This is a genomic window from Aquiflexum gelatinilyticum, from assembly GCF_024741135.1.
Taxonomy (GTDB): Bacteria; Bacteroidota; Bacteroidia; order Cytophagales; family Cyclobacteriaceae; genus Cognataquiflexum; species Cognataquiflexum gelatinilyticum.
This window is the reverse complement of the sequence record NZ_JANSUY010000029.1, coordinates 46,241-65,388: the sequence shown is the minus strand read 5'-3', so window position 1 is coordinate 65,388 and position 19,148 is coordinate 46,241. Positions and strand designations below refer to the sequence as shown.

At 41.7% G+C, this 19,148-nt stretch carries 16 protein-coding genes; 7 read left to right on the top strand and 9 right to left on the bottom strand.

The genetic code is table 11. The annotated features are described in order from the left end of the window. Nucleotides 1-357: 357 nt before the first annotated feature. Entirely contained in the window at nucleotides 358-1,452 is a 1,095-nt protein-coding gene (locus NU887_RS20460; protein WP_258425254.1) for a DUF1573 domain-containing protein, read from the bottom strand. A 71-nt stretch (nucleotides 1,453-1,523) separates the two neighbouring features. Here NU887_RS20460 and trpS point away from each other — a divergent pair, with 71 nt between their 5' ends. Then, entirely contained in the window at nucleotides 1,524-2,507 is a 984-nt protein-coding gene (gene trpS, locus NU887_RS20455) for a tryptophan--tRNA ligase (protein WP_258425253.1), read from the top strand. Nucleotides 2,508-2,851: 344 nt separating this feature from the next. Here the strand turns inward: trpS and NU887_RS20450 are convergent, their stop codons facing one another. Together NU887_RS20450 and NU887_RS20445 are read right to left on the bottom strand one after the other, a co-directional pair. Further along, nucleotides 2,852-3,274, bottom strand: coding sequence for a hypothetical protein (locus tag NU887_RS20450; protein WP_258425252.1), 423 nt, complete (start codon nucleotides 3,272-3,274; stop codon nucleotides 2,852-2,854). A 57-nt stretch (nucleotides 3,275-3,331) separates the two neighbouring features. Next, the gene (locus tag NU887_RS20445) at nucleotides 3,332-4,675 is read right to left on the bottom strand and encodes a polysaccharide deacetylase family protein (protein ID WP_258425251.1); all 1,344 of its coding nucleotides are present in this window, start codon (nucleotides 4,673-4,675) and stop codon (nucleotides 3,332-3,334) included. Nucleotides 4,676-4,771: 96 nt separating this feature from the next. On the opposite strand from NU887_RS20445, the gene NU887_RS20440 reads away from it, so the two are divergent. Continuing rightward, nucleotides 4,772-5,209, top strand: coding sequence for a DUF6526 family protein (locus NU887_RS20440; protein ID WP_258425250.1), 438 nt, complete (start codon nucleotides 4,772-4,774; stop codon nucleotides 5,207-5,209). After that, entirely contained in the window at nucleotides 5,202-5,606 is a 405-nt protein-coding gene (locus tag NU887_RS20435) for a nuclear transport factor 2 family protein (protein WP_258425249.1), read from the top strand. The genes NU887_RS20440 and NU887_RS20435 overlap by 8 nt, the downstream gene beginning before the upstream one ends. A gap of 853 nt (nucleotides 5,607-6,459) precedes the next feature. Here NU887_RS20435 and NU887_RS20430 read toward each other — a convergent pair. Continuing rightward, the gene (locus tag NU887_RS20430; protein ID WP_258425248.1) at nucleotides 6,460-7,821 is read right to left on the bottom strand and encodes an AGE family epimerase/isomerase; all 1,362 of its coding nucleotides are present in this window, start codon (nucleotides 7,819-7,821) and stop codon (nucleotides 6,460-6,462) included. Nucleotides 7,822-8,037: 216 nt separating this feature from the next. Between NU887_RS20430 and NU887_RS20425 the strand changes: the two genes are divergently transcribed. Next, nucleotides 8,038-8,649 carry a hypothetical protein gene (locus tag NU887_RS20425; RefSeq protein WP_258425247.1) on the top strand — a complete coding sequence of 204 codons (612 nt, stop codon included), beginning with the start codon at nucleotides 8,038-8,040 and terminating at the stop codon, nucleotides 8,647-8,649. Continuing rightward, nucleotides 8,630-9,199, top strand: coding sequence for a Riean_0653 family protein (locus NU887_RS20420; RefSeq protein WP_258425246.1), 570 nt, complete (start codon nucleotides 8,630-8,632; stop codon nucleotides 9,197-9,199). The genes NU887_RS20425 and NU887_RS20420 overlap by 20 nt, the downstream gene beginning before the upstream one ends. Here NU887_RS20420 and NU887_RS20415 read toward each other — a convergent pair whose 3' ends face one another. From NU887_RS20415 to NU887_RS20395, 5 genes are all read right to left on the bottom strand, one after another. Then, entirely contained in the window at nucleotides 9,200-10,804 is a 1,605-nt protein-coding gene (locus NU887_RS20415; RefSeq protein WP_258425245.1) for a GMC family oxidoreductase, read from the bottom strand. It lies immediately after the preceding gene. A gap of 90 nt (nucleotides 10,805-10,894) precedes the next feature. Then, nucleotides 10,895-12,577 carry an AMP-binding protein gene (locus tag NU887_RS20410; RefSeq protein WP_258425244.1) on the bottom strand — a complete coding sequence of 561 codons (1,683 nt, stop codon included), beginning with the start codon at nucleotides 12,575-12,577 and terminating at the stop codon, nucleotides 10,895-10,897. A gap of 134 nt (nucleotides 12,578-12,711) precedes the next feature. Continuing rightward, nucleotides 12,712-13,869, bottom strand: coding sequence for an acyl-CoA dehydrogenase family protein (locus NU887_RS20405; RefSeq protein WP_258425243.1), 1,158 nt, complete (start codon nucleotides 13,867-13,869; stop codon nucleotides 12,712-12,714). 334 nt (nucleotides 13,870-14,203) lie between these two features. Continuing rightward, the gene (locus tag NU887_RS20400; RefSeq protein ID WP_258425242.1) at nucleotides 14,204-15,739 is read right to left on the bottom strand and encodes a M20/M25/M40 family metallo-hydrolase; all 1,536 of its coding nucleotides are present in this window, start codon (nucleotides 15,737-15,739) and stop codon (nucleotides 14,204-14,206) included. A 358-nt stretch (nucleotides 15,740-16,097) separates the two neighbouring features. Continuing rightward, on the bottom strand, nucleotides 16,098-16,601 hold the full coding sequence (locus tag NU887_RS20395; protein ID WP_258425241.1) for a hypothetical protein: 504 nt from the start codon (nucleotides 16,599-16,601) through the stop codon (nucleotides 16,098-16,100). A gap of 275 nt (nucleotides 16,602-16,876) precedes the next feature. Here NU887_RS20395 and NU887_RS20390 point away from each other — a divergent pair, with 275 nt between their 5' ends. Together NU887_RS20390 and NU887_RS20385 are read left to right on the top strand one after the other, a co-directional pair. Beyond that, on the top strand, nucleotides 16,877-17,854 hold the full coding sequence (locus tag NU887_RS20390) for a phosphotransferase (RefSeq protein WP_258425240.1): 978 nt from the start codon (nucleotides 16,877-16,879) through the stop codon (nucleotides 17,852-17,854). Next, nucleotides 17,851-19,134 (top strand): ADP-ribosylglycohydrolase family protein, encoded by a 1,284-nt coding sequence (locus NU887_RS20385; protein WP_258425239.1) that lies wholly within the window; start codon nucleotides 17,851-17,853, stop codon nucleotides 19,132-19,134. Before NU887_RS20390 ends, NU887_RS20385 begins: the two co-directional genes overlap by 4 nt. The last annotated feature ends 14 nt before the right edge of the window (nucleotides 19,135-19,148 follow it).

Here is a 19,148-nt window from a genome sequence, read left to right as displayed (position 1 = left end):
CTGATTACTCTAAATTTAAACATTTATCGTACCAAAGTATTGAAAATCCCTAATTTTAATACGATTTTAAAATGAATGAGTTCAATTTTTCACTTTTTCAATTGATGATTTTTGATATTCTCCAATTTGGCCAAAATTAAAAAACAGTGCTTTGATCGGTCTCAAACCGACGGAAAGTAATCTCAGTTCCGAATGGAAAAATAACCTTTCATGTTCAGGATATAAAGAAGGATCACTCCAAGTTACTTCTAAAACAAAATACCTTTTTAAAAATTAGAATAAGTAAAATTTCTCATTTAAAGGACTATTCTTTGATAAAAGAAAATGTTTTTCCCTTTCGAAGTTGAACCTGACCATCTATTTCACACTACTCCTTACCACTATTGTCCTAACAGGATTCAAAGGATCGTTACTGAAAATGGAGATGTGCTTATGGTCGATTCCCCTTCTTCCTTTGGGATCAAAGGTAAACCTGAGTTCAGTGCTTTCTCCTGATTGAAGGTCATTTTTATCCAATTCAATTTCTACACAATCACAGTTGGTTGCCACTTTTCTGATATTCAGCGGTTCCTGTCCCATATTGGTCATAGTGATGGATCGGGACACTTTGGAATTGGCAGAAATCTCCCTCAAGTCAATCTCTACATTGGCAATTCCCAATTTCGGAACCCTGTTTTCCAGGCTTTTTGGCACAGGTTGAAAGTATTCATAGACCACAGACATCACCCTGATACCAAGGTTCAGGTCATCCCGATCTAGCCCGATGCTGATGACCTCATCAAAAAAGCCCAGGTCATTTTTGGCAGCTCCATCATATGTCATTACCAAAAGTCCTCTTTGCAAAGGTTGAAGTTGGCTAGGTTCCAATGATACCGCCATATAATTGGGGATTTTATCCTGAACCTCTTTGAAACCGATGGGGCTGTTTCCAAAATTATAGACCTCCACATATTTGACCTTTGGTTCGTTGGTAAAAATATAACCCATATTGACAGCTGTCAGCCTAAAACCCAAAGTCCCGACACGGTGGGGAAAAGCCATTTCAGCATTTTCGGGAATCGGCATGTTGATTCCTTCCAAAAACAAAGTATCCCCATAGATATCCAAATTGGTCCTGACAATAATGCCTTTGGAAAATTCCCCTCCTTTTTGGTCAGGGTCGAACTTTACTTTGAGAGAAGCTATTTGCCCATTGACCAAGGTATCCTTGGTATATTGGACGGTGGTACAGCCACAATCTGTAAAAATATCTGTGATATAGATGCTGTCCTGATTTTCATTCAGCGCAAAAAACTCCGCTTCAACTGCTCCTTTTTCCTGCAATACGGCACCGATATCAATTTTTCTCTTTTCCCAAGTCAGCGTCTTTCTTTCAATTGTCTGGCCAGCGAGAGGAAGGCTGCTCATAGTCAGCAAGATGAGTGTCGTGAGATAGAATGCAATTTTTTTCATACTGGTAAATAACGATAAAAAACCAGCGAATTGTACCCTGATTTATTTATTTTGCGCCAAATTTTAAAACAATGGCAAGAGTACTGACAGGCATACAGAGTTCAGGCAAGCCCCATCTTGGAAACATATTGGGTGCGATCGTCCCTGCTATCGAGTTAACCAAAAGAGACAATAACGATTCTTATATATTCATTGCAGACCTGCATTCCCTGACCTCTATCAAGGATGGGAATCTGAGAAAAGAGAATACATTGGCAGTAGCGGCAGCTTGGTTGGCTTTCGGTTTGGACATCAGCAAAACGGTTTTTTACAGGCAATCGATGATTCCTGAGGTAACTGAATTGACCTGGTACCTGAGTTGCTTTACGCCCTATCCCATGCTTGCCAATGCACATAGCTTCAAAGACAAGTCGGACAGGTTGGCAGACGTGAATGCAGGTCTTTTTACCTATCCGGTGTTGATGGCTGCAGATATTTTACTTTATGGGGCGAATATTGTCCCTGTCGGAAAAGACCAACTCCAACATTTGGAAATTGCAAGAGACATCGCAACGACCTTCAATAATCGCGTGGAAGAAGAAATCCTAGTCATTCCTGAGGCCCGCATCAGTGAAGATGTGATGATCATTCCTGGAACTGATGGACAGAAGATGAGTAAATCCTACAACAATTACATTGACATTTTCCTTCCTGAAAAGGAACTGAAAAAAAACATCTACTCCATCATCACCGACAGTACGCCATTGGAAGAACCCAAGAACCCGGATACATGTAACGTGTTTAAATTGTATTCTTTGGTGGCAAATGCAGACCAAACGGCTGCATTACGATCAAAGTACCTTGCGGGAAATTTCGGGTATGGCCACGCAAAGCAGGAGTTTATGACTTTGATTATGGAAAAATACGCCGAAGAAAGAAAACTGTACGATTACTTTATGAACCACCCTTCTGAATTGGAAGCAAGACTTTCCGAAGGGGAAGCCAAAGCAAAAATCATCGCAAGAAGTTATTTGAACAAGGTAAGAGAAAAGTTGGGATTTGGGGTGATTGGTTAATTGGGGAATGGTTAAAGGTTAATGGGTTATTTGGTTAGTGGTTAAAGGTTAAATGGTTAACTGATTAATTGACCAAGTTCCACGGTCGACTGTCCACCAAGTTGAATTCGTTTGTTTGGCTGCTGAATTATAATTGGGAAATGAAAACTGATTTTGATATCAATGTGGCTGAATACTGACCACTGAAAACTGTACTGATCACTGCAGACTGCATTCTCACCACTGTAAACTGCCCACAGCGACTGACTACTGCCAACTGAACACTGGAAACTTTCAACTTCCTAACCTCCTACTTACAGACTTCCCAAATCACAATTCGTAAATCTTAATTCGTAAATCAAAACTTACCTCCCCACCCAAAGGTCTTTCATGGACTTACCGTTGATCTGAAGGACAAAGCGTGCTGGGTTTGGAACAAAGACCAGCCTGACATCCATTTTGTCAAACTGCTCTGATTCGATAGGAACGCCTTCTTTTCCTTTGACTTCATAAGTCACTTTGCCAAAAGAATCCGGAGCCAAAGGCGAATAATTATTTGCCAGGTAAGCTGTAGGCAACAACACGTCATTGTCTGATTTCAGTTGGTTGTAGATTTTTTCCAAAATCGACTCGAGCTCATCACCGAATTCTTCATTGAAGTCATCCTCCAAGTCATGGAGTTCTTCTTCGATGTCATCATAAGCGGCGTCGGCATAGGAGATTTTGCTCAAAGCGATTTTTTTCTCTACAAGGACTGAAAGATCCTGATCCAATTTTCTGAAATCCATGGCGTTTTTATTTTTAAAAGCACGAAGGTAAAAATTAAGACAAGGTTTTCAAAAATCTTATTGGCCAACATTTTTCAAAGCCAATTCCCCTCCGTTTGGATCGGCATTGTATTGGACAAATGATCCATCGGCATCCTTTTGGACCTCAAGAGTTTCGGTTTTTCCACCTTGAACGAAAGTGACTGACTTCCAATCAGTAGGAATGTAGGTTTTGAAAGTTAATTTTTGCCTGTACCAATACGGGTCCAAATCCGACTCCAACTTTAGGGAAATCATATCCTTTTTGACCGTCTTGATCATGTTGGTATTCATCCTTTGCCTCATATATTGTGTCACATCCCTGAAAGGTGCCACCCAAATATCTTTGGATTTGCCGGCGATATATTCAAAGTAAGCCCTGATTCTGTCTTCAGGAATGGCTTCCCAACCGATACCTTCGATGCCGTGAAATACCAAAACCAACCAGGTATCTTCCCTTGTCAGGATGTCATCTACCCATGAATTCATAAGCTCAGGAGTTGTTTTAGAAAGCGGCCCACGCTGCCATTGGATGTATTCTTTGCCATAATCCTGGGACGCGTCAAACTTTCCGGATCTGTTGATTTCTTCCAAATATGCTTCAGGCATCCTGTTTCTCAACGCAGGAAACATCTTCAAAGCATATTCCATAACCCTTTCATTTTCAGTTCCAAAAGGACATTCTGCAGAAAAAAGCTGTTCTCTTCCCAATTCCCTTTCTATCTCATCCCGACAGGCTTCCAATTCAAACAACAGATTCTTTTCATCCAACACCGCCAACCTTGGATGTGAAATCGTGTGTACCCCAAACTCATGGCCATTAGACGCATACTTTCGGATCTCATCCCAATCGATCATCGGACCATCAATGATTTTGGGATATACAAGTTCACTGACATTCAATTCCCTAGCCTTGGCAAATCCTTCATCGAGTATTTTGCAGGCTTGCTCAACCCTTCCCTGTTCATAAGTGGAACCGGACCTGTCATGGTAAGAAACAGCGCCCGGCATATCCAAAAATCGGATCAAAGAGGCTCTTTCAAAAATATTTTCTTCATTGGTAGGAATAGAAGCTGTCTCCGCGAGGATCACTTTGGGATCCCTTCCAAAAAACTGTGCGCGGGTTTGAGATGAGGGAATTTCTCCTGTGTTGATATAAAAAGTCCCCTTCATCCCAAGTTCTTCCATGATGGGCAGCGCGACACGGAATTGGTTGTAAGTCCCGTCATCATAGGTCAAGGAAATGGCTGCTTTTTTTCCATCAGGCCATTTCAAAATCTCCGTTTTGAAAGAAGGTTCCTGACTGAATCCATTCTGAAAATTCAAAACCAAAATCAGGATAAGGAGAATTTTGGGGAATAAGAATTTGTTTGTGAGGCTCATAGCTTTTAAAATTAAAAAATAACTTTCCGATCAATTCATCATTTTGATAATTGGTCAGAATGGGCTTAAATTTCAGAAAAATCCAAAACCATTTTTATGCAAAATTACAAGAACCATACCCGCAGTTTCGCAGTCCATAATTATGTTTTAATTCCATTAGCACTGGCATTTTTCCTTTGGACAGTCGCGGATCTTATCCATTCCATCATGGGCGGTACTGATCTTCTTTATTCTTTTTACCACCTAATCGCGGCCACAGTGCTTTTGTTATTGCCTTTTGTAGCGAGATATTATGGTCTCAAAAATCAGGACAGGATTATCAGGTTGGAGATGAGATTCCGTTATTTTGAATTGACAGGAAAGTCATTTAAAGAAAAAGAAAGTAAATTGAGGCTTTCCCAAATCATCGCTTTGAGATTTGCAGGAGATGAGGAATTTCTTCCTTTGATGGAAAAAGCGATCAAAGAAAATTTAAAAGCAAAAGAAATCAAGATGGCAATCACCAATTGGCAGGAGGACAACAGACGTGTTTAAATTTAAATTAACATTCATTCTGTTTTTGGTAACAGGAACAATTTTCGCGCAGGAAAAAGTGGAAGAGATATCAGAGAAATTGGCACAAGAGCAACTTGAAGCCTACAATAAGAGAGATATTGATGCTTTTGTGGCACCCTATGCGGAGAATGTAAGGGTGTACAAATTCCCAGATGAATTTTTGTATGAAGGCAAAACAGAAATGTATGACATCTACGGAAGGATGTTTGCACGGACGCCTGACCTACACTGCAAGTTGGTCAACCGCATCGTTATGGGAAATACCGTTATCGATCAGGAAGAAGTTACCATTTCCAAAAACGACCCTCCCATGCACGCCATCGCCATTTACAAGATCAAAGACGGGAAAATCGCGGAGGTGTATTTTATCCAATAGATAGTTTTCAGTGGTCAGTTTTTAGTGAACAGTAACCAGTAGACAGTAGCAGTGAGAAGTCGCAATAGTCAATAGGCAGTTGTAAACCATATTAAGCGGACCACAATAACAAATGAAAGTTTACGGGAAATCCAAAAATTGCAAAACTGAAATCAGTTACTCGACAAGTGCAAATACGAGAGTTGAGTTTGTAATACAAATTGGAGAAAAGAAAATTCTGAATTGCAAAAATTGCGGAATGAAAACGGAATTTCACATTGACGAATTATACAAGAAAGAATCAAAAATAGCTCAAATTGGAGCAGGACTAATTTTTTTAATTGGAACACCATTAATGTTCTTTTTTTTGTAAATCCGATATTGATTGGTAGCCGAAATCATTATGTGATATATGTTGTCAGCGGATTTCTACTCATTCCTATTATTGTGTACAGAATAATAAAAAAACAAGACCGGACAAGAGTGAACTCATTCAACCGAATTAGACTGAAAGGTAGAATTCATAATATTGGAAGAAAATAATACGTTTTACAACCTCACCTTGGATACAGCGGTAGGTTTAGAGTAAATAAGATAATCAGGGCATTTAAGAATTTGGGCGTAGGTAGGAAGAGAAGTGGCCCGAATGCCCCAGTCTCCAAGCTCAATAACGTTGGTAGTTTGCATTATTCACACAGAAATAAATGGACAACAGTCAGTTTCCGGGTGAAGTGGTAAGTTCCAATTAGCAGTGATGGCTCCTTCATAATTGCTTTCCCAATTCAAGCCAGTAGTCCTGCGACCGAGCCCGGGCTAACCTTCCAACTTTCTAAACCTTGAAACCTTTTAACCTTTTCTCCTCAATCTTTCAATTTTAAAATTTCTCCAATCTCTCAATACACCCCTGCATCGCCCTGAACTGATGGTAATTGGCTTTCCAGATATGTCCCTTATCTGCAGTTTTGAGTTCGGGCTGCTTGTCCAATCCTCCTGAATACCAATCTCCGTGCTCATGGTCGATGAGGTAATCCTGATTGTATTTCCAGAGCTGCTCAAACTTCCCAAAGTAATCCCATTCATCATTGGGGAAATATTCCGACATCAGAAGAAGGGTATTCATCCCCTCCGACTGTGCCCACCAGTTTTTGGTATCCTTGATAACCCTTGGTTTTTCTTCCCCCAAGAAATAATAGCCTTCATCAAAAAATCCTGCAAGGTCATTGTCCCATCCATGGCTCAGCGCATGGTCCACCATCTTTTTGGCTTTGGTCAATGTCTCTTGGTCATTTTCCCAACCCAACACATGCGAACTTTCCAATATCAGGTATGCGGTCTCTACATCATGTCCATAAGACACATGGTCCAAACCTTTGTGCTGCATGATGACTTCCTCGGATTGGTCCTGAAAAGAAACAGGCGTCCAATCCGGTTGGAAGAAAAGCACCAAAGAACCCTTGTCATTGGTAATGGTATCCCTGACGAGAAGCAGCATTTCCTCTAGCCTTTCTTTCAATGTCGGGTCTTTCCAGACCATATACAATTCCGTAAATGCTTCCAACAAATGGATCGAACTGTTTTGGTCTTTGTAGCCAAGTTCTGAAGTAGAAGGCGTGTCTGCAGGACGGACTACCGGGGTTCCATCCTGCTCCAAATGCTGGAAATATCCCTTATGCACCGGATCGTGGCTATGTTCGTCCAACCATCTGAAGGCCTTGATTGCCATATCCAAACCTGCAGAATCGCCTGTTGCACCGAAATAGGCGGCCAAAGCATAAATACCGAAGCTGTTTCCGTATGCTGTTTTATGAGGGGATTTGTCCAAAAGCGGCTTTCCTGACCGGCTGACCAATTGGTAAAAACCCCCTTTTTCTGAATCCCACATTTTATCCCTCAGAAATTCAAAACCATGTTTGGCACCGTCTGCATAATGCTTCTGCCTACGGTATAGTGCTGAGGCTTTGGAATTGGACCAAAGGTGTCTTGCTTGCGTCACAATCATCTTTTCCTGACTGTTGTCTTTGAGCTGAAAGTCGTAAGTGAAATTGCTGAAGTAGCCTCCGGAATCCAAGTCAATCGCTTTGGGATACCAGGTTTCTAAAAGATTTTCCCGAAGAGAAGTCTCCATTTCATCGGCTAGGAGCTTGTATTTATTTTCTTCGACTTCTGATTTTTCGGTTTTTTGGCAGGAAGCAAGGAATACAAGGGAAAGAAAAAAGAGGCTGATTTTCAGTTTCATACGTTGGTTGTTTTAGGCAATGTTAAAAATAACACAAAATCTTTTTGAGTAAATGCTTTCTCAGGATTTAAACATTTTCGAATTTGGAAAACAAAACAAAGAATTTTAGTGAAAGAAAGCTTTACCAATTCAGGACATTCTATTGGCTTAATTCGTCAAGTAAAGAGGGCAGCTTTTCGGCTGTCCTTTTTGTCAAACCATAAATTGTTTTCCTTGATGAGATACAAGTTTATAGTGGTTACTTTTTTCGTTTTTTTCATTCAGATTCCGGAAGGTTTTGCCCAGGTCGGGATGATGTTTGGCACCAATTATTCCAATGTCAGGCATGATGGCCTTCTCGAGAAAACTCAGGGACAAATGAGCCTTCATCTTGGTGCAAATATTGAAGTTGTTCCGATAAAAGGTATCCCAAACTTAAGTTTGAGAACTGATTTAATACTGGTACAAAAAGGCTATACCCCAAGGCTTGACGGTAGCAGATATCGCGTCAATCTGGAATACGGAAGTTTTGCACCGATGGTCAAATATGCCATCATAGAAGGTTTCTCAATTCATAGCGGTATTGAATTCAACAGGTTTATGGGTTCAAATGTAGGCGAGGATGTTACTTTTAGAAAAAACGAAAAAGCCGTGTTTTTTGGCGTGGATCTGTTCAACTCGAAGAGACTTTCGTTCTATACGAGAGCATCATTTGGACTTACTCCTGTCCTTGATTATTATGACATTGACCCGATAGAGGGGATTCAAGGAAGGATCTCCGACCTATATACCACCACTATTATGCTTGGCCTCCAATTAAACATCCACCATGAAAAAATCAGGTTTTAAAGCTATTCTCCTGCTCGCATTGGTTTTCCTTTTTTATTCCTGTGACGGATTCATCCCCGATCCGATCAATCCAAGATTGCCGGTTTATTCGGAGTCAGGCAAAAATCAATCCGGTGCCATGATCAACAATATGCCATTCGTTGACTACCCAAACTACAGTATTTTTGGAACAGAAAGTTCGGGATATTTACTAAATCAGGCCGATACGAGCCTTACTTTTAATTTTCATTTGGTTGAAAGAAATAAAGAAAATGCTTTTGTCACCATTTTCTTTTCTCTTGAGAAACTGACCCAAACAGATTGGGAAGAAATGGAAAATGGTTTTGGGAAAAAATTCAGCTTGGACAATCCCGACGTAATTGGCAAAATAATTACCTACTCAGAACAAGAAGATTTGGGAACTCCTGCGGAATCCGGTCAGATTACCGTGAAGTATATTCCCGGTACAAATGCCTTAGCAGGCACTTTTGGTTTTACAGCCATGAATAATTCAGGAAAAAAATACGAAGTCCGTTTTGGGAGATTCGACTATATTTTTCAACGAGATTGATTACTTGTTGGAAAACAAAATCAAATCCGAAGCTTTCTCCCCTATCATGATGCAGGCTGCGTTTGTATTGCCGGAGATGATGGTGGGCATGATGGAGGCATCGGCAATCCTGAGTCCTGATATCCCTTTGACTTTGAGCTTTTCATCCACAACCGCCATATTGTCCTGACCCATTTTGCAAGTGCCGACCGGATGGTAAAGAGTTTCCAAGCTTTTCTTGATATGTTCGGTTAGGCCCTTTTCATCAAATTTCTTGGGTAAATAAATCCCTGACTCACTGAAATCCTTCAAAGGAGAAGTCTCTAAGACGGCCCTGGCTTTCACCATACCTTTGAGCAACACTTCCAAATCCCTTTTATCCGAAAGAAAATTGGGCTGGATCAAAGGAGCTTCCATAGGATCGGCAGATTTCAAACCAATAAATCCCCGGCTTTCAGGTCTGATCAAAATCACCATAATTGAAAAGCCACTCTTTTTGGGAAAAGTCTTCAAATTATAAATATCAGTACTGTAATCTTCTGCGATGGCGGTAACGGCAAAGTGGAACTGAAGGTCAGGCCTTTCCAAATTCTTTTCGCTGGCTAAAAAAGCATTGGCCGTCAAAGGGCTATTGCCCAAAGGCCCTTTTTTGAAGAGCAGGTATTGTAAAATCGCTTTCCCCATTTGGAGGGGTTTAAGGGTATGATTGTTGGTAGGGACAGTAGACCAAGAACTCACCCCTGACCAAATATGGTCGATCAAATTTTGGCCCACTCCCGGAAGTTGGTGGGTAGGATTGATCCCAAATTTGACTAGATAATCTTGGTCTCCGATCCCCGAAAGCATCAAAATCTGTGGGGACTTTATCGCACCTGCACTCAGAATGACTTCTTTGGCTGCTGCAATATGTTCTTTCTCACCTTTTGCATTGATGACTTCCACACCTGTCACTTTTTGGTTGTCGATCAGGATTTTGGTGACTATGCAACCTGTTTTTACCATCAGGTTTTTTCTATGTAAGACAGGTTTGAGGAAGGCGGTTGCCGCGCTTTGCCTTTGGTTGTTTTTGATATTGAACTGAAGCATAGAGGCCCCAAACTGCTTATCGCCGTTGTATTCTTTGTTGTGGGGAATCCCATTTCTCTGGCAGGACTCAATAAAATCATGTCCCAGATGGTGTGGTTGATGGGAATAGGCTATGTGCAAAGGACCTTGCTTCCCATAAAATTTCCCAGAAAAATCCTCATTGTGTTCTGATTTTTTGAAGTAGGGCAACACCTCCTCATAAGCCCATCCTTTATTTCCCAAGGCTTCCCATTCATCAAAATCAAGCTTATTTCCTCTGACATACGCCATGGCATTGGTGCTGCTGCTTCCACCTAGAACTTTTCCCCTTGGTACGTAAAGCCTCCTTCCATCTACATTTGACTGGGGTTCTGTCCAAAATGCCCAATCCACCTCTGTACCGTGAAGGTTTCCATAACCACCGGGTATTTGGATTTCAGATTTTTTATCCTGAGAACCTGCCTCTATTAGGAGGACTGCGTTTTGTGGGTTTTCAGAAAGCCTGTTTGCCAAAACACATCCTGCAGAACCTGCACCGATAATGATGTAGTCGAATTGCATCTGGGTAAAATTTGGGTTTATTGGATTAAAATAAAAAAGGATGCGAACTCTTCAAAGTGTCGCATCCTTTTTGTTCTTCGGATTTACAAATCAGGCCGAAATTGTTTTTTCATGCATTTCCTTAATTTTCCTACGCAGGATTTTACCCACATTGGATTTTGGAAGTTCATCAGCGAAGTACACTTCCCTAGGAACTTTATAATTGGTCAGGCTTTCTTTGGAAAGGGAAATGATTTCTTCGGCGGTCACTGATTTGTCTTTTGCTACGACATAGGCCACTACTTTTTCATTGGATTTTGGATCGGGCATGCCAATGACCCCGACTTCCAACACCTTTGAATGAAGTGCAATGGCATTTTCAACCTCATTTGGATAGACATTGAATCCCGAAACAAGAATCATTTCTTTTTTCCTATCGACGATTTTGACAAAACCATCTTCATCCAAAATGGCGATGTCTCCGGTTTTGAACCACTCTCCCTCCATTACTTTAGCGGTTTCCTCAGGCCTGTTCCAATAGCCTTTCATTACTTGTGGTCCTTTGATACAGATTTCTCCACGGTGACCTATACCAAGATCATTGCCTTCGTCATCTATGATTTTGACATCAGTATTGGGCAATGGAATCCCGATTGTCCCGATCCTTTCTGTTCCATCTATAGGATTGCAGGTGGCCACGGGTGAGGTTTCTGTCAATCCATACCCTTCAGCTAATGGTACTCCGGTGATTTTTTCCCACTTTTTGGCTGTGGCCTCCTGTACAGCCATCCCACCACCGACTGCCACTTTGAGTGTTGAGAAGTCAAGATTTGCAAATCCCTCAGCGTTCATCAAACCATTGAAAAGTGTGTTCACACCTGTGATGACCGTGAATTTCACTTTGCTGAGTTCTTTGATAAATCCCGGCATATCACGGGGATTAGTAATCAGCACATTGTGGGCTCCGATCTTCATCATCGCGAGGCAATTTACCGTCAGCGCAAAAATATGGTAAAGAGGAAGTGCAGTAATGACGACTTCTTCCCTTTCTTTCAACTTTGGTTTCATCCACTCTGAGATCTGTTGCATGTTGGCACAGATATTTCCGTGAGTCAGTTCAGCACCTTTGGACACGCCTGTGGTTCCTCCGGTATATTGAAGGTATGCCGCATCTTCTAAGGTCATCTCTTCCCTTTTGTAGCTGCTTCCGGAGCCCAAAGACATTGCCTTTTTCCAGCTAATGGCTTTTGGAAGGCTGTATGCCGGTACCATTTTCTTTACATATTTAACTACCAGATTAACAATGGTTCCTTTAAGGCCTCCAAGCATGTCTCCGAGTTCGGTGATGATTACATGTTTGGCTTCAATTTCTTCATAGATTTTTTCCAGATTGGAGGCAAAATTGGCCAAAATCACAATTGCGGAAGCACCTGAGTCATTGAACTGATGCTTCATTTCTGTCGGCGTGTACAAGGGATTGGTATTGACCACCACCATTCCTGCTCTCAACACCCCAAACATTGCTACAGGATATTGGAGACAGTTGGGCATCTGAATCGCAACCCTGTCTCCTTTTTTCAGCTTAAGGTGATTTTGTAGATAGGAAGCAAAGTCCTGGGACAACTTGTCCACTTCATTGAATGTCATGGTTTTTCCCATACATTCGTATGCGGTGGAATTGCCGAATTTTTTGACACTTTCTTCAAAAAGGTTGACAACAGAACTGTATGCCTGAATATCAATGTCGGTTTTGACATTCTTTGGATAAAACTTATACCATGGGAAATTATGCATAGCAGGGTATGTATTTTGGGTTGAATTTGAGTTTGGGAAATTTACAGTACTAAATATAAAATATTAATTTTTGGAAAAAAATAAAGCCAATTTCCTTTGACTGAAATTGGCTCCAACTCAAAACTTTTTTGTTTTCATTGCAAAATCTTCCTTGCAATCAACTCCTTCATAATCTCATTGGTTCCGGCATAAATCCGCTGCACCCTTGCGTCCGCAAAAGCCCTTGCCACCGAATAATCCCACATATATCCATATCCCCCGTGCAGCTGTACGCATTCATCTGAGACAGTACATTGGAGTTCGGTCAGAAGAAATTTGGCTGAAGAGGCCATAGCCCCATCGACTTTCTTTTGGTTGTGCAGCATCACCAACTGATCGGCATAGATCCTTCCCTGCTCGAGCTTAGCTCCCATTTCAGCGAGTTTGAATCGAGTGTTCTGAAAATCAGAAACCATTTTGCCAAAAGCAGGTCGGTTTTTGACATAGTCCACTGTGGAGATAAAAGTCGATTCTGCCAAGGCAATCGCCGCCAACCCTACTATCAATCGCTCCTGCGCCAACTCCGTCATCAGGTATTTGAATCCTTCGCCAACATTGCCTAGGAGGTTTTCTTTTGGAACTTTCACATCTTCAAAAAACAATTCGCAGGTATCCTGAGCATGCAAACCCACTTTGTCAAAAGGAACACCTTTGGAAAATCCGGCCATGTCCCTATCCACAATAAAAAGACTGATTCCCTTTGCTCCTTTGCTCGGATCTGTTTTGGCGGCCACAACCACCACATCACAGAGAAAACCATTGGTGATGAAAGTCTTTGAACCATTGATCAGGTAATGGTCGCCCCTATCTTCCGCCGTGGCCCGGATCGCCTGCAGGTCAGAACCGGCACCCGGCTCTGTCATGGCAATGGCGGAAATCAAATCTCCGCTGATCATGCCCGGGATGTATTTGGATTTGGCGGCTTCGGTACCGTAATGGTGAATGTAAGGAAAGACGATATCGCTGTGGAGCGGATAGCCGATCGCAGGACCTGAGCAACCCGAAAGTCCCAATTCTTCGATGAAAACAGCATTGTATCTGAAATCCTGAATTTCCAAACCTCCATATTGCTCGGGAGCTTGGAGACAGAGAAAACCATTTTCTCCCAATTTCTTCCAAGACTCGCGGGTCACCTGCTTGTCTTTTTCCCATTGGGCATTGTTGGGTGTAATTTCTTTGGCAATAAAATCTCGGAGCGACTGACGGAACATGTCGTGCTCTTCGGTAAAAATCGTTCGGGGTACTGAATACATGAGAATTTGGGTTTATAAGATTGCAGAATTATATCCTATGGATAAAAGAAAGAGGATATAACAAAGTTTAAAATTAATCAAAAATTTACCTTGACACGGAATTTTTTGGGAGGGGATTTATCGGAAGGTTAAATCTCTCGCAGAGAAGCAGAGGAAAAGCGAAAAAATGATATCCACTCTTTAATCTATGTGGTCTATCTGTTTATGTGGTAAACCATACCGGAACCCTGGAGTCCATTGCGGTTATATTTTCACCACAGAGCACCCAGAGTTCTCAGAGTATTTACGTTAGTTTTTTCTCCGCGATCTCTGCGCCCTCTGTGGTAAAAAAGAATTAATTCCAAGGCTTTCTTGGCAGTTTTTCGTCCCGCTGAGCAGTGTTATAGACCATTGCCGCAATGATGACCGCCGCCTGTGTCATATCCGCAATCTGCATTCTTTCATACAAATCCATATTGGTGTGGTATCCTTTGCCGTAATCAATCGGATCCTGGATAAACTGAAATCCCGGAACACCTACCGCCTCAAAAGCAACGTGGTCTGTTGAACCGGTATTTCTCCTTGTGATGGTTTTGGCACCCAATTCATGGAAAGGCTCAAACCACTTCTCGAAAATCGGAACCACCATGTCATTTCCCTCCACGTAGATGCCACGGATTTTCCCTGAACCGTTATCTAAATTGTAGTAAGCGGAGATTTTATCCCATTCAGACTTTTTCTCTTTGGATGTTCTGTCGGCTACATATTTTTGGACATATCCCCTTGAGCCGAACAATCCCTGCTCCTCTTCTCCCCAAATCGCAATCCTGATAGTCCGCTTCGGTTGTATATTCAAGGCTTTCAAAATTCTGATCGCCTCCATCATCACAGCCACTCCGGCAGCATTGTCATTGGCGCCTGTACCGGCATGCCAACTGTCAATATGCGCACCAAGCATCACGATTTCGGCTTTGAGGTTCTTGTCAGTTCCTGGGATTTCAGCCAAGACATTGTATCCTTTGTAATCATCGTCCAACCATTCCACTTCTATTTCGGCTTCAATGCTGACCGATTTGCCGTTTTTTAACAACCTATAAATCCTGCCATAATGCTCTGCCGCGATTTCCATTTCTGGAACGGTAGGCTTCTTATCTGTGCTGTATGATCCTGCTCTTGTATGGAATACCGTTCCGAAGCTTCCTCTTGTCCCTGTAATTCTCAATCCAACTTCCTCTGCCAAAAGGAATGCTGTAAGCTTTTGATCTAAGTCACGTTGTGCGCGCATCTGGGCCAACATTTCGGGAGTATATCGGGCATTGTTACCGCCGATATTGATACTCTTTCTGTCTTCCAATTCCTGGTCAGTCCATCTTTTGGCTTCTGCTTCGAAAGCAGGATTGAGCGTCAGTGTCGCCGGTGCCATGACCACTTTACCTTTGAGCTTGCCTTTGTATTTGTCAAAATCGGCATCGGAAGTGATTTCGAGTAATGTTACTTCAGATTCCACCAAACCGTTTGTCCCGTCTGTCCAAGCTTTCGGATAGCCAATAACTTGGGCGTAGTAAGGCAACTTCATCGCGATATAGGATTTCCTTACATTCCATCCCCTGCCAAATTCCCCGTAGGAATCGATTTTGATATTGGAAAGTCCCCACTCTTGGAATTTCTCCGATGTCCAAGCCCTTGCATTGCGTAAGTTGGTGGATCCTGAAAGCCTTGGTCCAAGGTAATCCGTCAGGTGAAAAGAAATGTCCTGAATTTGGGACTTGCTGATGCCTTCGGTTTTGATGCGGTGCATCATCTCGAGGTCAACTTGCTCTTGTGCCCATGTTTGACCAATGAACAGTAAAAAAGCGAGGGATAAAAGAGATAATTTGTTGGGTTGGTTCATAAAGTATTGATTGAATTTTTTAATCTAGTTTTATTGAGCGATGACCGATGACCGATGTATCGATTGTTTGTTTGATCGAGAAACCAAAAATGTAAAAAAATCCAAAACGGTACCCGCCATCAATGTAATATTCGGACTTTTAAAAGTATCAATCTTCCGAAAACCTAATATTCTTTGAAGATTTTGGTCCAAAACATTGAAGTCAAACTCTACTTACAGATAGGCAGTAAGTTTTTGAAACGGATTATCTGCTTAAAAAAATAGGATGAATGGGAAACAACACGGTCATACATTTTTCTCGGCCAATTCTATATTGAATTTTTCGCAATCAGATAGCAATGAAAGAGAAAAAAAATTCCTACTTAACTTTGACAAAAAGAATATCGTCTGATGGAGGTCCATTGCCGGCAACAGGTTGGGCATATAGTAGAAATTCAGTTGCGTCGTTTGAAATGTTAATTCGGTAAATATTAACCGAACCCGGCGAATCTGGATTATATTCTTGTGATTTTACCATATCTTCCATTTTGGCACCTGGTGGGGTTCTAAAATTTTCCGCAGGATAAAAAATTTCTTGAGGCATCAGTGTTAATTGATTTTCAGTGGATCGAAAATTTCCCTTCCAAATTAATTGGTAGCCTAAATTCTCGGTGGCACCTGGTTCTCTGTAGCTAATACTCCAAGTGTAAGTTCCATCGGTTTTAAAGTTATAACTTAAAACCCCTTCATATCCATTGGTAGGGTCAAAGCCTGTTTTTTCCCAAGTACCGATCAATTCAGGAGTAAAAAGTTCTTCTTTTTCCTGACAAACTGAAAATAAAATCAAGATAAATCCGATAAAAAAAGAGTGGAAATTTTTCATTGCTTATTCAGTTAACAGTTGAATTTGGACCATTGAAAAGTAAAAAGTAATTTTTAATTTAAAAAGAGAATTTAAATATTTTTTGTAATAGTTAGTTCATTTTTTTCTAAAGGACTCTTTTTTGGATTTAATGATAAAGTCAATTAAACTTATTGACATTATTTAGAATTAATTGAAAGGATTGTTTCTTTATTATATCATCCGACAATTTAAAAAAATCCAAAACGTACCTTGCCTTTAATGTAATAATCTAAATTAGCCCCAAATATTGTTTCATGATTTTACAGATTCCTTTAAATCCTCGACAAGAAAAATACCTCAGAAAGTCCGGACTACTTCTCTCAAATGAAAACATACTCGAATATTCCAAAGCCGGAGAAGGAAATATGAATGTGGTCGTCAGGCTGAAAACAGAAACCAGGTCAATCATTCTCAAACAGTCCCGTCCCTTTGTAAACAAATACCCCACCATTCCCGCACCTTTAGGAAGGATTTTTATCGAGGATGATTTTTACAGAATAATCAATCAAAATGAGTTTCTTTCTTCTTATTCACCAAAAATCATAGCCCGGGACAAAGCAAACCACCTTGTGGCAATGGATGATTTGGGAAAAGGGTCAGATTTCATGGGTGTGTACCAAGGCGGATTTTCTTTTTCCGAAGAGGAATCAGGCGCTTTGGCAGGATATCTTTCTTCCCTCCATCAGATGAAAGTGACAAATTTCCCTGACAACATAGAAATGAAAAAACTTAATCATGAACATATTTTTATCTATCCCTATATGGAATTCAACGGCTTTGACCTTGACGGCGTGCAACCAGGGCTGCAAGCCATGTCAATGAAAATCAAAACCGATTTGAAATTGAAAAATGCCATAAAAAACTTAGGAAAAAGATATCTTGAAAATGGCAAACACCTACTTCACGGGGATTTTTACCCCGGAAGTTGGATCAAGGTAGACTCGGGACTGAAGGTAATCGATCCGGAATTTGCATTTATGGGCGATGCCGAATTTGACCTTGGGGTTTTGATCGCCCACCTCAAAATGGCCAAATCAAATCAAAATACCATCAACGCCATTAAAAACAGCTACTCCTTGTATTCTGAGTTGGACGAGAAACTGCTTCATAAATATATCGGGACTGAAATACTCCGTCGCTTGATTGGATTGGCGCAGTTGCCGCTATCCCTTACATTGGAAGAAAAATCCGGATTAGTAGAGGAGGCAAAAAAACTGATATTGAAACCATGAGAAATAAAATCATTGCTTCGCTCCTTTTGTCTGCAGCTGTTTGTGTCTATTCCTGCCAAAGTCCCGAAACCAAAAAAGACGTAGCTGAGGAAGAAACCAAGCCTTTGAGCCTTTCAGAGGGTGAACTCCAAGACAAAGTATTGGGAATGCTAGTGGGTTCGGCGATCGGAGATGCCATGGGCGCACCAACAGAAATGTGGTCACGGGAAATGATAAGCGCAGAATATGGATTTGTACAGGACTTGGACTCCATGGTCAGGGAAGTATCGCCTGAGGGAATATGGAAGGCAAACCTGACCGCCGGCGGTACCACTGACGACACGAGATGGAAGAAACTCGCTTTCGAATACCTTGCAGGAGAAAATCCAAAATCACTCGATCCAAAGCAGTTCGCCTCTCATATTTTAGCTCAGTTTGACGGGTATCTCGCTGAGTACAAAACCATCGAAAGCGAAACCGCCGAACCCTTTGAAGCAAATTCCCTCAAAGTGGGTTGGCTACAGGAGTGGGCAAAAGCCGCTCGCCCTTATGTTAAAAATGACCTTAACGGCTATCAGATCGGTCTGAGCACTTTTTATGGCGGAGAAATGGTCTGCGCCGGATTGCTTTATGCCCCTGCGATCGGAGCTTTTTTCCCGGAAAAACCCGAAAAAGCCTATTCTGAAGCCTTCAAATTAGCCTTGTTTGATATCGGCTATGCGAAAGACATCACGGCACTTTCCGCAGCGATGACCTCCGCTGCCATGAAAAAAGAGGCAACCCAAACCGAAGTCCTCGACGTGCTAAGGTCAGTCGATCCGGAGCAATATTATGGGGCAAGGTTGGTGGGAAGAAGTTCCTACAGGATCCTGCAGACCGCCCTGCAGATCGTGCAGGAGGCCAAAGCCTTCAACGAAGCCAAGGCCACCACCGAAGATGAAAGGATCGCAAACGTCCAAAAATGGACTCCCGAGTACCTTCAGCCCGCCTTCGAAAAACTCGACCAACACCTTCAAGACATGCCTTTCCATGCCGGAGAAATCCATCTTCAGGTTCTGACAGCCATGATTTTTGCGGATTTTGATTTTGAGAAAACACTCATCTTCCTTGTCAACTATGGCAGGGACAACGACACCACAGCAGCCATCGCCGGGGGGATTTTGGGTGCATATTATGGTTTCGACCGACTCCCCGAGCAGATGAAAAACCAAGTTCTCGAGGTCAATAAAAATGAACTCGACATTGACTTGAAGGAATTGTCGGAGAATATGACTGAGAATTTATTGAGGAGGTATAAGTGAGTGGGTTAAGGGTT